Source organism: Streptomyces sp. SCSIO ZS0520 (assembly GCF_025643355.1).
In the GTDB taxonomy this organism is placed as follows: Bacteria; Actinomycetota; Actinomycetes; order Streptomycetales; family Streptomycetaceae; genus Streptomyces; species Streptomyces physcomitrii.
In genome coordinates, this window is record NZ_CP092644.1 from 410218 (window position 1) to 424326 (window position 14109).

Annotated in this window: 12 protein-coding genes; 9 read left to right on the plus strand and 3 right to left on the minus strand. The window is 69.8% G+C overall.

Annotated features, from left to right (window positions below):
* Positions 1–77 precede the first annotated feature (77 nt).
* The 3 genes from MID12_RS01400 to MID12_RS01410 all read right to left on the minus strand — a co-directional run bounded on the left by MID12_RS01400 (position 78) and on the right by MID12_RS01410 (position 2641).
* The gene (locus MID12_RS01400) at positions 78–887 is read right to left on the minus strand and encodes an ABC transporter permease (RefSeq protein WP_263164309.1); all 810 of its coding nucleotides are present in this window, start codon (positions 885–887) and stop codon (positions 78–80) included.
* The gene (locus tag MID12_RS01405; protein ID WP_263164312.1) at positions 884–1885 is read right to left on the minus strand and encodes an ATP-binding cassette domain-containing protein; all 1002 of its coding nucleotides are present in this window, start codon (positions 1883–1885) and stop codon (positions 884–886) included. The genes MID12_RS01400 and MID12_RS01405 overlap by 4 nt, the downstream gene beginning before the upstream one ends.
* A 186-nt stretch (positions 1886–2071) precedes the next feature.
* Positions 2072–2641 carry a HEAT repeat domain-containing protein gene (locus MID12_RS01410; protein WP_040246201.1) on the minus strand — a complete coding sequence of 190 codons (570 nt, stop codon included), beginning with the start codon at positions 2639–2641 and terminating at the stop codon, positions 2072–2074.
* Between the two features lie 325 nt (positions 2642–2966).
* Here MID12_RS01410 and MID12_RS01415 point away from each other — a divergent pair, with 325 nt between their 5' ends.
* The 9 genes from MID12_RS01415 (at position 2967) to pssA (ending at position 14045) form a co-directional block, all read left to right on the plus strand.
* Positions 2967–4772 (plus strand): 3-hydroxyacyl-CoA dehydrogenase family protein, encoded by a 1806-nt coding sequence (locus MID12_RS01415; protein ID WP_040246204.1) that lies wholly within the window; start codon positions 2967–2969, stop codon positions 4770–4772.
* Positions 4773–4908: 136 nt separating this feature from the next.
* Positions 4909–5721 (plus strand): TetR family transcriptional regulator, encoded by an 813-nt coding sequence (locus MID12_RS01420; RefSeq protein ID WP_040246205.1) that lies wholly within the window; start codon positions 4909–4911, stop codon positions 5719–5721.
* 598 nt (positions 5722–6319) lie between these two features.
* Entirely contained in the window at positions 6320–7657 is a 1338-nt protein-coding gene (gene ccrA, locus MID12_RS01425; protein WP_263164315.1) for a crotonyl-CoA carboxylase/reductase, read from the plus strand.
* 12 nt (positions 7658–7669) lie between these two features.
* A complete protein-coding gene (locus MID12_RS01430; RefSeq protein ID WP_263164317.1) occupies positions 7670–9691 on the plus strand; it encodes a protein meaA in 2022 nt (673 codons plus the stop codon).
* Positions 9688–10647, plus strand: a complete 960-nt coding sequence (locus MID12_RS01435) for an HpcH/HpaI aldolase/citrate lyase family protein (RefSeq protein WP_040246210.1) — start codon at positions 9688–9690, stop codon at positions 10645–10647. Before MID12_RS01430 ends, MID12_RS01435 begins: the two co-directional genes overlap by 4 nt.
* 4 nt (positions 10648–10651) lie before the next feature.
* Positions 10652–11167: a MaoC family dehydratase gene (locus MID12_RS01440; protein ID WP_040246211.1), complete on the plus strand. Its 516-nt coding sequence runs from the start codon at positions 10652–10654 to the stop codon at positions 11165–11167.
* A complete protein-coding gene (locus MID12_RS01445) occupies positions 11164–12369 on the plus strand; it encodes an acyl-CoA dehydrogenase family protein (protein WP_040246214.1) in 1206 nt (401 codons plus the stop codon). Before MID12_RS01440 ends, MID12_RS01445 begins: the two co-directional genes overlap by 4 nt.
* A 169-nt stretch (positions 12370–12538) precedes the next feature.
* The gene (locus tag MID12_RS01450; RefSeq protein WP_040246215.1) at positions 12539–13195 is read left to right on the plus strand and encodes a phosphatidylserine decarboxylase; all 657 of its coding nucleotides are present in this window, start codon (positions 12539–12541) and stop codon (positions 13193–13195) included.
* Positions 13196–13226: 31 nt separating this feature from the next.
* Positions 13227–14045, plus strand: a complete 819-nt coding sequence (pssA, locus tag MID12_RS01455; protein ID WP_040256007.1) for a CDP-diacylglycerol--serine O-phosphatidyltransferase — start codon at positions 13227–13229, stop codon at positions 14043–14045.
* The last annotated feature ends 64 nt before the right edge of the window (positions 14046–14109 follow it).

A 14109-nucleotide genomic window follows, 5' to 3' on the forward strand; every position in this document is an offset into this window, starting at 1 on the left:
GTCGTACCGCCTGCCGGGCGGTGCGGCCCCGCGGGGCTCTTCAGGACGGACGACCACCGCGGACGACCGCCGCCTCCTCACGTACGCGCCCGGTAGGCCCGCATGGACAGCGGGATGAAGACCGCCGCGATCGCCGCCGCCCAGACCAGGGACCACAGCACCGGCTCGGCGACCCCGCCGCCGACGAGCAACCCGCGGAAGGCGTCCGAGAGATGGGTGACCGGGTTGATGTCGACCCAGGCCTGCAACCAGCCCGGCATCGTCTCGACCCGGACGAAGGCGCTGCTGGTGAAGGTGAGCGGGAAGATCACCACGAAGGCGAAGACCTGCACCTTCTCCGGGTCCCCGGCCAGCATGCCGATCAGGACCGCGCTCCAGGCCACCGCCCCGGCGAAGACCATCAGCAGCAGCGCCGCGCCCACGAATCCGGCGAAGCCGCCGGTGAGGCGGAAGCCGAGGAGGGCGCCGAGGCCGAGCATGAGGAGCATCGCCCACAGCTGCTTGGCGAGGTCGGCGGTGATGCGGCCGAGGAGCGGGGCGGCCCGGGCGATCGGCAGGCTGCGGAGCCGGTCGAAGACGCCCTTGGTGAGGTCGCTGTTGAGCGACATCGCGGTGTACATGCTCATGAACAGGGTGTTCTGCACGATGATCCCCGGCAGCGCGTACTGCAGGTACTCCTTGGGGCTGCCCGCCATCTGCCCGCCGAAGACATAGGTGAAGAGGAAGACGAACATGATCGGCGTGATGCTGTAGTCGACCAGTTCGAGCGGGTTGTGCTTGACGTTCACCAGGCTCCGCCAGGCCATGGTGGCCGTCTGCCGGATCCCCGCCCCGGCGCGCACCCGGCCGCTCTTGGCGAGGGGCGCGGTGATTGATCCCGCGGTCATGAGGTGCTCCCCACCCGCTCGAAGCCGGCGTCCTCGGGCGAGTCGCCCTCCTCCGCCTCCTTCGGCTCCTCGGCCCGGTGGCCCGTCAGGGCGAGGAAGACCTCGTCGAGGGAGGAGCGGCGCAGCGCCAGCTCGCTCACCGCGATCCCGGCGCTGTCGAGGCGGCGCACGATGGCGGGCATCACGGCCGGGTCCTTCACCGGCACGGTGATCAGCTCGCCCTCGGACTGGGTGTCCTCCCCCGCGGTCTCGGCGACCATGGCGTGCACCGCGGGCAGGTCCGCCGCGTGCACCGGCCGCAGTTGCAGGACCTGGCCGCCGATCGCCGACTTCAGCTCGTCGGGGGTGCCCTCCGCGATGACGCGGCCCTTGTCGATGACCACCACGTCGTGGGCCAGCTTGTCGGCCTCCTCCAGGTACTGGGTGGTCAGCAGCGCGGTGACGCCCTCGGCGACCAGGCCGCGGAGCATGTCCCAGACCTCGCCGCGGCTGTGCGGGTCGAGGCCGGTGGTCGGCTCGTCGAGGAAGAGGATCTGCGGGCGGCCGACCAGGCTGGCGGCGAGGTCGAGGCGGCGGCGCATCCCGCCGGAGAAGGTCTTGGCGGCCCGTCCGGCGGCGTCACTGAGCTGGAAGCGTTCCAGGAGTTCGGCGGCGCGGGCCTTCGCCTCGCGGCGGGGCATGCCGAGCAGGCGCCCGATCATCAGCAGGTTCTCGGTGCCGGTGAGGTTCTCGTCGACCGCGGCGTACTGCCCGGTGAGCCCGATCGCGGCGCGCACCCGGCCGGGATCGCGCACCACGTCGTGCCCCGCGACGAAGGCCCGGCCGCCGTCCGGCCGGATCAGGGTGGCGAAGACCCGGACCGCGGTCGTCTTGCCCGCGCCGTTCGGCCCGAGGAGGCCGAGCACCGAGCCCGTGCGCGCCGCCAGGTCGACGCCCGCGAGCGCCTGTGTCTCCTTGAACCTCTTGGTCAGCCCTTCGGCCTGGATGGCATACGTCATGGTGGGACCCCTCGGTCGGGCACGGACGTCCGGCACGGCGCCCGCTCCTCCCCCAACTGTGACGCACACCACTGACAATGCGCTCCCGCAGCGGCTCGCACCCCGGGGGCGGCGGGCCCGGACGCCCGCCTAGGCTCCCGCCATGGACGCTCTCGTACGCCCGATGACGGAAGGCCCCGGCACCGCTCAACTCCCCAATCGTGCCAGTGCCGCGGCGGAGGCGGCGGCCAGCCGGGGGTGGCCGGTCGCGGCGGTCAGGACCGGGCGGGCCCGTGGGTCGCCCAGCGCGCCGAGGCCCTCCACGCAGGCGAGGGCGACCCGCCAGTGGATCTCGTGCGGAGTGAGCAGCCGCTCCAGGGTGCTGATCAGGGCGGGCACCGACTCGGGGGCGCGCAGCGCGGTCAGCAGCCGTACCGGGTGGAGGGCGTAGGCGGTGCGCAGGGAGTTGGTCGCGAGCGCCGCGGCGGCGCGGGCGGTGCGCGGGTCCCCGAGCCGGGCCAGCGCCTCGGCGGCGGTGGCGCAGCGCTCCGGATCCCGGTGGTTGAGCAGCAGCACCAGGGCCTCGAAGGCGCGGTTGTCCCCGGCGCTGCCCAGCCGGAAGGCGGCGAGCTCGCGCGCCCACAGGGGCTGCCCGGGCACGGTGAGCACCGCCGCGAGCGCCTCGTGGTCGGCGGTGCCGAGCAGTTCCTCGTAGCCTCCGGAACCGCGCGCCTCGACGCGCAGACGCTCCGTGAGGGCCCGTAACTCCTTGTCCACGACTCGACTTTAGGGGTTTCGCGGTCCGCGATACAGGTCACACACAGGAATGAGTTGCGCCCTGGCGCGCTCGTTACCCACGAGTTAAGCTCATTCGAGCGGGACAACCTCCCCGCTCGCTCAGGTGGCCTGGTGACGCAGCCACCGCGAGTGCCTGTCGGTTCGGTACTTCGGTACCTCTACGACGCGGCCCCGGGACAGGGCCGGTCGACTCTCCTTGCCGGGCGCCTTCGGGCGCGGCCGGCGAGGCAGCGATTGCCCTGCGCGGCCCCCTTTTGCGCGCCGCGAACCCTCTCAGTCGTCACTCATTGTCTGGAGTCCCGCGATGGCCTCTCCTCTGTCCGACCTCCCCCCGCTCTCCCTCAAGACCGTCGCCGTCGTCGGCCTCGGCACCATGGGCTCCGGCATCGCCGAGGTGCTGGCCCGCGCAGGCCGCGAGGTCATCGGCATCGACGTCAGCCAGGCCGCCGCCACCAAGGCCGTGGCCGCCCTTGAGGCCTCGACCGCCCGGGCCGTGGAGCGCGAGCGCCTGAGCGAGCAGGAGCGCGGCGACGTCCTCGCCCGCTTCCGCACCTTCACCGACCTCCAGGCCGCCGCCGAGGCCGACCTGGTCATCGAGGTGGCCCCGGAGTCGTACGAGATCAAGCAGCAGATCTTCCGCGCCCTGGACCGCATCGTGCGGCCGGACACGGTCCTGGCCACCGGCACCAACGCCCTGTCCGTGACCCGTCTCGCCGCCGACACCGAGCACCCCGAGCGCGTGCTCGGGCTGCACTTCTTCAACCCGGCGCCCGCCATGAAGCTGGTCGAGGTGGTCTCCACGGTGCTGACCGGGCCCGCGCCCGCCGCCGCGGTGACCTCCCTGGTGGCCGCGCTCGGCAAGGACCCGGTGACCGCGGGCGACCGCCCCGGCTTCATCGCCGACGGACTGCTCTTCGGCTACCTCAACCAGGCGGCCGCGATGTACGAGGCCAACTACGCCTCCCGCGAGGACATCGACGCCGCGATGAAACTCGGCTGCGGACTGCCGATGGGGCCGCTCGAACTGCTCGACCTCATCGGCGTCGACACCGCGCGCACCGTCCTCGAGGCCATGTACCAGGCCTCGCACGACCGGCTGCACGCCCCCGCCCCGATCCTCAAGCAGCTCAGCGAGGCGGGCCTGACCGGCCGCAAGTCCGGGCGCGGCTTCTACACCTACGAGGCCGCGGGCTCCGCCGCCGTCGTCGCGGACGCCCTCACCCCGGGGCAGGACGCCCAGGGCGCGCGCGGCCGCACCGTGGAGTCGGTGGGCGTGGCCGGTTCGGGCACCATGGCCTCCGGCATCGCCGAGGTCTTCGCCAAGTCCGGCTTCACCGTGGTGCTCGCGGCCCGCAGCGAGGAGAAGGCGGAGAAGGCCAAGGCCCGTATCGGCAAGTCGCTCCAGCGCTCTGTCGACAAGGGCAGGCTCAGCGCGGAGAAGGCCGCCGAGACGCTGGCCAGGATCACGCCGTCCGGTTCCTACGACTCCTTCGCCGAGGTCGACCTCGCGGTGGAGGCCATCGCCGAGGACCTGGAGATCAAGCAGCAGCTCTTCTCCCAGCTGGACAAGATCTGCAAGCCGGGCGCGGTGCTCGCCACCACCACCTCCTCGCTGCCGGTGGTCGCCTGCGCCCGCGCCACCTCGCGCCCGCAGGACGTCATCGGCATGCACTTCTTCAACCCGGCCCCCGCCATGAAGCTGGTCGAGGTGGTGCGCACCGTCCTCACCCAGGACGAGGTGCACACCACGGTCCGCGAGGTCTGCGCGCGGATCCGCAAGCACCCGGTGGACTGCGGCGACCGGGCCGGCTTCATCGTGAACGCGCTGCTCTTCCCGTACCTGAACAACGCGGTGAAGATGCTGGAGGAGCACTACGCCAGCCTGGACGACATCGACACCGCGATGAAGCTCGGCGGCGGCTACCCGATGGGCCCCTTCGAACTCCTCGACGTGGTCGGCCTGGACGTCTCGCTCGCCATCGAGCGGGTGCTGCACGCCGAGTTCCGCGACCCCGGCCTCGCCCCGGCGCCCCTCCTGGAGCACCTGGTGGCGGCGGGCTGCCTCGGCCGCAAGACCGGCCGCGGCTTCCGCGAATATGCCCGGCGCTGAGGCGGGCCGGGAAGAGCGTACGGAAGCGACAGACTGGGGCGGACTCCTCGGACCCGCGGGGAACCCGCCGCCCACCCGGGGCGGCGGGGGCCCGGGGCATGCGCGTGAGACCCCCCACATGCAGTACGTTCGTGGCATGCCGCAGTCCGCCAAGTCCCCGCGTACGACGAGTTCCCCCGAGGCTCCGGAGCGTTCCGCCCTCGGCCGGGCCGCGGCGCAGAAACTCAAGATGCGCCGGGAGCTCGCCGCCGCGGCGATGGAGCTGTTCGCCACCAAGGGGTACGAGGCGACGACGGTCGACGAGATCGCCGCCGCGGCCGGGGTCGCCCGGCGGACCTTCTTCCGGCACTTCCGCTCCAAGGAAGAGGCGATCTTCCCCGACCACGACGACACCCTGATCCGGGCGGAGTCGGTGCTCAACGCCGCCCCGGCGCACGAGCATCCGCTCGACACCGTGTGCCGCGGGATCAAGGAGGTCATGCGGATGTACGCGGCGCGGCCCGAGCTGTCCGTCGCCCGCTACAAGCTCACCCGCGAGGTGCCGACGCTGCGCGAGGCCGAGATCGCCTCGGTGGCCCGCTACGAGCGCCTGTTCACCCGCTATCTGCTCGGCCACTTCGACGAGCAGGACCACCGCGACGGCAACGACGACCCGCTGCTCGCCGAGGTGGCGGCCTCCGCGGTGGTCACCGCCCACAACCACGTACTGCGCCGCTGGCTGCGCGCCGACGGCCAGGGCGATGTGGAGGCGCAGCTCGACCACGCCTTCGCGATCGTGCGCCGCACCTTCGGCATGGGCATAGGCGCCGGTCGCACCGCCGAGGAGGAGGCACCGCCGCCCGCCTCGGTCAACCCGGCCGGGGACGTCCTGGTGGCGGTGGCCCGTACCGACGCCCCGCTGGACGAGGTCATGCGCACCATCGAGAAGGCGCTGCGCGAACGCACCTGACCCCTGCGGCGGCGCCCTCCCGCACTCCCACCCCGAAGTGGCCGCTCCCGGCACCCGAAGCCGGCAGCGGCCGCTTCGGCGTTCCGGGGGCCGCGTTCGGCATTCCGGGCGCCCGCGCCTGCGCGTCTGCGGCGCTTCCGCTTCGGCGCCCGGGGCGGCCCCGGTGGCCCCGGCTCGCCGCGCACCGGCACATCCGCGATCATCGAGGCAAGCGTCCGCTTCGCACGGAATCCGGCGCTTTTCGATCGATGATCGCTCACTTGTTACATCCAGATGACGCCTGAGAGAAATTGCTGGCACGCAGTGTCTTGTCACCTGGCACGCGGTGCCATACGTTGAGAGTGTCCGGGCGGCCGGCGTGCAGCGCACCTTCGTACGCCGGCTGTCCCCGCAAGCCCCCTCAGGCCTGCGCGCCCGGGCGCCTGCGTCACAGGCAACTCGACATCACGCGCCCACCAGGCGCTGCCGGCACCACCCGCCGAACCGACGGCACACCTCCACAGCAGTACCGCCCCGTACATCCCGGGGATTTCCCTCAAACCCCCAAGACGCGCTTCTCTCCCCGGCTCGGCCCGGGGGGACCCCTGGAGGCAACACCGTGAAGGACATCCTGGACGCGATCCAATCGCAGGACGCCAAGGCCGCCGATTTCGCCGCTCTGCCGCTGCCCGAGTCCTACCGCGCGGTGACCGTGCACAAGGACGAGCAGGAGATGTTCTCGGGCCTGGACTCGAGCGAGAAGGACCCGCGCAAGTCCCTGCACCTCGACGAGGTCCCGCTGCCCGAGCTGGGCCCGGGCGAGGCCCTGGTGGCCGTGATGGCCTCCTCGGTCAACTACAACTCGGTGTGGACCTCGATCTTCGAGCCGGTGTCGACCTTCGGGTTCCTGGAGCGGTACGGCCGCCTCTCGGAGCTGACCAAGCGCCATGACCTGCCGTACCACGTGATCGGCTCCGACCTCGCCGGTGTGGTGCTGCGTACGGGTCCGGGAGTGAACGCCTGGCACGCGGGCGACGAGGTCGTGGCGCACTGCCTGTCCGTGGAGTTGGAGTCCTCCGACGGGCACAACGACACCATGCTCGACCCTGAGCAGCGGATCTGGGGCTTCGAGACGAACTTCGGCGGGCTGGCGGAGATCGCGCTGGTCAAGTCCAACCAGCTGATGCCCAAGCCCGACCACCTCAGCTGGGAGGAGGCCGCCGCACCCGGCCTGGTCAACTCCACCGCCTACCGCCAGCTCGTCTCCCGCAACGGCGCCGGCATGAAGCAGGGCGACAACGTCCTCATCTGGGGCGCCAGCGGCGGCCTGGGCTCCTACGCCACCCAGTTCGCCCTGGCCGGCGGCGCCAACCCCATCTGCGTCGTCTCCAGCGAGGACAAGGCCGAGATCTGCCGCAAGATGGGCGCCGAGGCCATCATCGACCGCAAGGCCGAGGGCTACAAGTTCTGGAAGGACGACACCACCCAGGACCCCCGCGAATGGAAGCGCTTCGGCAAGCGCATCCGCGAACTCACCGGCGGCGAGGACGTCGACATCGTCTTCGAACACCCCGGCCGCGAAACCTTCGGCGCCTCCGTCTTCGTCACCCGCAAGGGCGGCACCATCGTCACCTGCGCCTCCACCAGCGGCTACACCCACGAATACGACAACCGCTACCTGTGGATGAGCCTCAAGAGCATCATCGGCTCCCACTTCGCCAACTACCGCGAAGCCTGGGAGGCCAACCGCCTCATCGCCAAGGGCAAGATCCACCCCACCCTCTCCAAGGTCTACTCCCTCGAGGAGACCGGCCAGGCCGCCTACGACGTCCACAAGAACCTCCACCAGGGCAAGGTCGGCGTCCTCGCCCTCGCCCCCGAAGAAGGACTCGGCGTCCGCGACCACGAACTGCGCGCCAAGCACCTGGACGCCATCAACCGCTTCCGGAACGTCTGAGGTCCGAAACCCATGACAGAGCGCAAGAAGGACCGCCCCTGGCTCATGCGGACGTACGCCGGTCATTCGACCGCCGAGGCGTCCAACGAGCTGTACCGGCGCAACCTCGCCAAGGGCCAGACGGGTCTGTCGGTGGCCTTCGACCTGCCGACCCAGACGGGCTACGACCCGGACCACATCCTCGCCCGCGGCGAGGTCGGCCGGGTCGGCGTGCCGGTCTCGCATCTCGGTGACATGCGGCGGCTGTTCCAGGACATCCCCCTGGACCAGATGAACACCTCGATGACGATCAACGCCACCGCGATGTGGCTTCTCGCGCTCTACCAGGTGGTCGCCGAAGAGCAGGGTGCGGACATCACCAAGCTCCAGGGGACGACGCAGAACGACATCGTCAAGGAGTACCTCTCGCGCGGGACGCATGTCTTCCCGCCGGTGCCCTCGCTGCGTCTGACCACCGACATGATCACGTACACGGTGGCCCACATCCCCAAGTGGAACCCGATCAACATCTGCAGCTACCACCTGCAGGAAGCCGGGGCCACGCCGGTGCAGGAGATCGCGTACGCGATGTCGACGGCCATCGCGGTCCTCGACGCCGTACGCGACTCCGGCCAGGTGCCGCCGGAGAAGTTCGGTGACGTGGTGGCCCGCATCTCCTTCTTCGTGAACGCGGGTGTCCGCTTCATCGAGGAGATGTGCAAGATGCGGGCCTTCGGCCGCCTCTGGGAGAAGGTCACCCGGGAGCGGTACGGCATCGAGAACGACAAGCAGCGCCGCTTCCGCTACGGCGTGCAGGTCAACTCCCTCGGCCTGACCGAGGCGCAGCCGGAGAACAACGTCCAGCGCATCGTCCTGGAGATGCTGGCCGTCACCCTCTCCAAGGACGCCCGCGCCCGCGCGGTGCAGCTGCCCGCCTGGAACGAGGCCCTGGGTCTGCCCAGGCCCTGGGACCAGCAGTGGTCGCTGCGCATCCAGCAGGTCCTCGCCCACGAGAGCGACCTCTTGGAGTACGAGGACATCTTCGCGGGCTCGCATGTCATCGAGTCCAAGGTCGACGCACTCGTCGAGGAGTGCCTGACGGAGATGGACCGGATCGAGGAGATGGGCGGCGCCATGGCGGCCGTCGAGTCCGGTTACCTCAAATCGCAGCTGGTGTCCTCGCACGCGGAGCGGCGGGCCCGTATCGAGGCCGGCGAGGAGAAGATCGTCGGCGTCAACTGCTACGAGTCCACCGAGCCGAACCCGCTCACCGCGGACCTCGGCACCGCGATCATGACCGTCGACCCGCAGAACGAGGCCCGGGTCGTCGCCAAGCTGCACACCTGGCGCACCGAGCGGGACGAGGCCCGGGCCCAGGACGCGCTGGAGGCCCTCAAGCGCGCGGCGGCGGGCACCGACAACCTGATGGCACCGACCCTGGAGTGCGCCAGGGCCGGGGTGACGACCGGGGAGTGGGCCTGGGCCCTGCGGGATGTCTTCGGCGAGTTCCGGGCGCCCACGGGTGTCTCCAGCGCGCCGGTCGCGGTCGCCGCGGAGGAGGGCAGCCCGCTGGCGGTGGTCCGCGAGAAGGTGGACCGCACGGCCCGGGAGATGGGCGTCGGCAAGCTGCGCTTCCTGGTGGGCAAGCCGGGCCTGGACGGGCACTCCAACGGGGCCGAGCAGATCGCGGTGCGTGCGCGGGACGCCGGCTTCGAGGTGGTCTACCAGGGCATCCGGCTGACGCCCGAGCAGATCGTCAACGCGGCCCTGGCCGAGGACGTGCACGCCGTGGGCCTGTCGATCCTCTCCGGCTCGCACGCCGAGCTCGTCCCCGACGTGCTGACCAGACTGCGTGAGACAGGGGCCACAGACATTCCTGTCATCGCCGGTGGGATCATCCCCCAGTCGGACGCCGAGACCCTCATCTCGGCGGGCGTCGCCGCGGTCTTCACCCCGAAGGACTTCGGCATCACGGAGATCATCGGCCGCATCGTCGACGAGATCCGCAAGGCCAACAAGCTCGACTCCTTTGAAAGCACTGAGGTCCCCGCATGACAGTGAACCGCCTCCGCCCGCGCCGCTCGTGTCTGGCGGTGCCCGGCTCGAACCCCCGCTTCCTGGAGAAGGCCCAGGGCCTCCCGGCCGACCAGGTCTTCCTGGACCTGGAGGACGCCTGCGCCCCGCTGGCGAAGCCGGACGCGCGCCACACCATCGTCAAGTTCCTCAACGAGGGCGACTGGACCGGCAAGACGCGGGTGGTACGCGTCAACGACTGGACCACGCACTGGACCTACCGCGACGTGGTCACCGTCGTCGAGGGCGCCGGGCCCAACCTCGACTGCATCATGCTGCCGAAGGTGCAGGACGCCCAGCAGATCGTCGCCCTGGACCTGCTGCTCACCCAGATCGAGAAGACCATGGGCTTCGAGGTCGGCAAGATCGGCATCGAGGCGCAGATCGAGAACGCCAAGGGCCTGGTGAACGTCGACGCGATCGCCGCCGCCTCGCCGCGGGTGGAGACCATCATCTTCGGCCCGGCGGACTTCATGGCCTCCATCAACATGAAGTCCCTGGTGGTCGGCGAGCAGCCGCCCGGCTACCCCGCCGACGCCTACCACTACATCCTGATGCGCATCCTGATGGCCGCGCGCACCCACGACCTGCAGGCGATCGACGGCCCGTACCTGCAGATCAAGAACGTGGACGGCTACCGCGAGGTCGCCGGCCGCAGCGCCGCGCTCGGCTTCGACGGCAAGTGGGTGCTGCACCCGGGCCAGGTCGAGGCGGCCAACGAGATCTACTCCCCCTCGCAGGAGGACTTCGACCACGCCGAGCTGATCCTCGACGCCTACGACTACTACACCTCCGAGGCGGGCGGGAAGAAGGGCTCCGCCATGCTCGGCGACGAGATGATCGACGAGGCCAGCCGCAAGATGGCGCTCGTGATCTCCGGCAAGGGCCGGGCGGCCGGCATGCAGCGCACGTCCACGTTCGAGGCCCCGGAGGCGTAGAGAGATGCAGTTCGGCCGCACCTACGAAGAGTTCACCGTCGGCGACGTCTACAAGCACTGGCCCGGGAAGACGGTCACCGAGTACGACGACCACCTCTTCTGCCTGCTGACGATGAACCACCACCCGCTCCACCTGGACAGCAACTACGCGGAGAAGACGACCGACTTCGGGAAGAACGTCGTCGTGGGCAACTACATCTACTCGCTGCTGCTCGGCATGTCCGTGCCGGACGTCTCCGGCAAGGCCATCGCCAACCTGGAGATCGAGTCGCTGCGCCATGTCGCGCCGACCTTCCACGGCGACACGATCTACGGCGAGACCACGGTCCTGGACAAGACGCCCTCGAAGTCCAAGAACGACCGCGGCATCGTCTACGTCGAGACCAAGGGCTACAAGCAGGACGGCACGCTCGTCTGCGTCTTCCGCCGCAAGGTGATGGTCCCGACCGAGACGTACATCAAGGAGCGCGGCGGAGAGCAGCCCGGCCGCCCGGAACTCCAGGAGAAGAAGCAGTCATGAGCCGACTCGCGCAGACCCACGGTCTCAACGACGTCCAGCAGGAGATCCTGAAGACGGTCCGGGACTTCGTGGACAAGGAGATCATCCCGGTCGCGACCGAGCTGGAGCACCGGGACGAGTACCCGCAGCAGATCGTGGAAGGCCTGAAGGAGCTGGGCCTGTTCGGGCTGATGATCCCGGAGGAGTACGGGGGCCTCGGCGAGTCCCTGCTCACCTACGCGCTGTGCGTGGAGGAGATCGCCCGCGGCTGGATGTCCGTCTCGGGCATCATCAACACCCACTTCATCGTGGCGTACATGCTCAAGCAGCACGGCACCCAGGAGCAGAAGGACACCTTCCTGCCGCGGATGGCGGCGGGCGAGGTCCGGGGCGCCTTCTCGATGTCCGAGCCCGCGCTCGGCTCCGATGTCTCGGCGATCTCCTCGAAGGCGGTGCGGGACGGCGAGGAGTACGTCCTCAACGGCCAGAAGATGTGGCTGACGAACGGCGGCACCTCGACTCTGGTCGCCGTACTGACCCGCAGTGACGAAGGACACCCCGAGGGCACCGCGCCGCACAAGTCGATGACCACCTTCCTCGTCGAGAAGGAGCCGGGCTTCGGCGAGGTCCGCCCGGGCCTCACCATTCCCGGCAAGATCGACAAGATGGGCTACAAGGGCGTCGACACGACCGAGCTCATCATGGACAACCTGCGGATTCCGGCCAATCGCGTGCTGGGCGGCGAGACCGGCCGTGGTTTCTACCACATGATGGACGGAGTCGAGGTGGGCCGGGTGAACGTCGCGGCCCGTGGCTGCGGAGTGGCACAGCGTGCCTTCGAACTGGGTGTTTCCTACGCCCAGCAGCGCCAGACCTTCGGAAAGGCCATCGCGCAGCACCAGGCCATTCAGTTCAAACTGGCCGAGATGGCTACCAAGGTCGAAGCGGCCCATGCGATGATGGTCAATGCTGCACGCAAAAAGGACTCCGGGGAGCGAAACGACCTCGAAGCAGGGATGGCGAAGTACCTCGCCTCCGAGTACTGCAAAGAGGTCGTCGAAGACGCCTTCCGGATCCACGGCGGCTACGGCTTCTCGAAGGAGTACGAGATCGAGCGTCTCTACCGGGAGGCCCCGATGCTGCTGATCGGTGAAGGTACCGCCGAGATCCAAAAAATGATCATTGGTCGTCGGCTGCTCGAAGAGTATCGACTGCAGGGCTAGATGTTCGGGTACGGGGTGTTTTCCTCCACCTGAGGATCACACCCCGTCACCCTCTGCGGGCGCCGACTCGGCTTCCTGGCTTGCCCAGTTGCGGCCCGCAACCGATACGATCGCCGGAAAGCCGCCGTCCCCCGTCACCGCGCGGCATCATCCGCTACGAAGGTCATCCATGCCCCACAGCCCTACCTCTGCACCTCGCGACAGCCTCGCCGGCGTCTCCCTCGCGCGCGGAGCTTCGCCGTGGCTCCTGCCGACCGTGGCCACCGCGGCCCTCGGCCTGGCCCGCGCCCGCCGCTCCAAGGCTGCCGCCGCCCTCGCCGTGCCCGCCACCGCGCTCGCGGCGGGCATGCTGTGGTTCTTCCGCGACCCGGAGCGCGAGATCTCCCAGGGGCGCGTGATCTCCCCCGCCGACGGCGTGGTGCAGAGCATCATGCCGTGGAAGGACGGGCGCACTCGCGTCGCGATCTTCATGAGCCCGCTGAACGTCCATGTGAACCGGGCGCCGCTGGCGGGCACGGTGACCTCCGTGGAGCACGTACCGGGCGGCTTCGTACCGGCGTTCAACAAGGAGAGCGAGAACAACGAGCGCGTTGTCTGGCACTTCGACACCGAACTCGGCGACATCGAGATGATCCAGATCGCGGGTGCCGTGGCGCGCCGCATCGTGCCGTACCTCCCCGAGGGGACCAAGGTCGAGCAGGGCGAGCGGATCGGCCTGATCCGCTTCGGCTCGCGCGTCGACCTGTACCTCCCCGAGGGAGTCGACATCGCGGTCGAGGTGGGTCAGAAGACGACAGCTGGGGTGACTCGAATTGACCGTGATTGATGATCCGGAGACCGCTTCGCACACCGACTGGGTGCCCGAGGCGGACCAGGAGGACGACGGGGAGGAGATGCCGCTCTCACTCCGTCTCTCGATAGCGGACGCCCTCACCCTGGGCAACGCCACCTGCGGCTTCATGGCGGTGTACTTCACCACCACCGGCATCCTCATCCCGCACCTGACCGGCAGCACCGAGTCGGGCATGGCCCGCCACTCGGCGGCCACCGCGGTGATCCTGATGCTCTGCGCCGCGGTCTTCGACCTCTTCGACGGACTGGTGGCGCGCAAGCTGCGCAGCTCCCCGATGGGCGCCGAGCTGGACAACCTCTCGGACCTGATCAGCTTCGGCCTGGCCCCCGCGTACTTCGTCCTGGTGTACGGCATGGTCGCCGAGGACGCCTCGCAGCGGGTCGCCGCCCTCGGCGCGATCGTGGTGCTCCTGGCGGTGGTGCTGCGGCTTGCCAGGTTCTCCTGTGTGACCGTGAAGGACGGCACCTTCCAGGGCATGCCGAGCCCCTTCGGCGCGCTCACGGTGGTCTCGATCGTCCTCCTGGAGCTGCCCTTCGCGGCCACCCTGCTGGCGATCATCGGCACCGCCTGGCTGATGGTGAGCCGGGTCGAGTACCCGAAGCCGCGCGGCCCGCTCGCCGTGGCGATGCTGGCCTGGATCGCGACTGCCATGGGCATGCTCTCCGCCTGGGCCTTCGACGCCCCCGGCGGTCAGCTCCTGCTCCAGACGGGCTGCGCGCTCCAGGTGGTGCTCGGCGCGGTGATCCCGATCTTCGCGACGGCCCGCCGGGTGCACAACTTCCGCGACAACCGCCGCGAGGCACGGGCGACCCAACTCCCGTAGGGCGCGCGGTAGGGCACGACAGGGCTGAGGCCCGGACCGGATCTTCCGGTCCGGGCCTCAGGCG

Bases quoted from the DNA above. Each gene is read 5' to 3' on its own strand.
- MID12_RS01400 (WP_263164309.1), bottom strand. From the start codon at position 887: ATGACCGCGGGATCAATCACCGCGCCCCTCGCCAAGAGCGGCCGGGTG.
- MID12_RS01405 (WP_263164312.1), bottom strand. From the start codon at position 1,885: ATGACGTATGCCATCCAGGCCGAAGGGCTGACCAAGAGGTTCAAGGAG.
- MID12_RS01415 (WP_040246204.1), top strand. From the start codon at position 2,967: ATGGCCTCTCCTCTGTCCGACCTCCCCCCGCTCTCCCTCAAGACCGTC.
- MID12_RS01420 (WP_040246205.1), top strand. From the start codon at position 4,909: ATGCCGCAGTCCGCCAAGTCCCCGCGTACGACGAGTTCCCCCGAGGCT.
- MID12_RS01430 (WP_263164317.1), top strand. From the start codon at position 7,670: ATGACAGAGCGCAAGAAGGACCGCCCCTGGCTCATGCGGACGTACGCC.
- MID12_RS01435 (WP_040246210.1), top strand. From the start codon at position 9,688: ATGACAGTGAACCGCCTCCGCCCGCGCCGCTCGTGTCTGGCGGTGCCC.
- MID12_RS01440 (WP_040246211.1), top strand. From the start codon at position 10,652: ATGCAGTTCGGCCGCACCTACGAAGAGTTCACCGTCGGCGACGTCTAC.
- MID12_RS01445 (WP_040246214.1), top strand. From the start codon at position 11,164: ATGAGCCGACTCGCGCAGACCCACGGTCTCAACGACGTCCAGCAGGAG.
- MID12_RS01450 (WP_040246215.1), top strand. From the start codon at position 12,539: ATGCCCCACAGCCCTACCTCTGCACCTCGCGACAGCCTCGCCGGCGTC.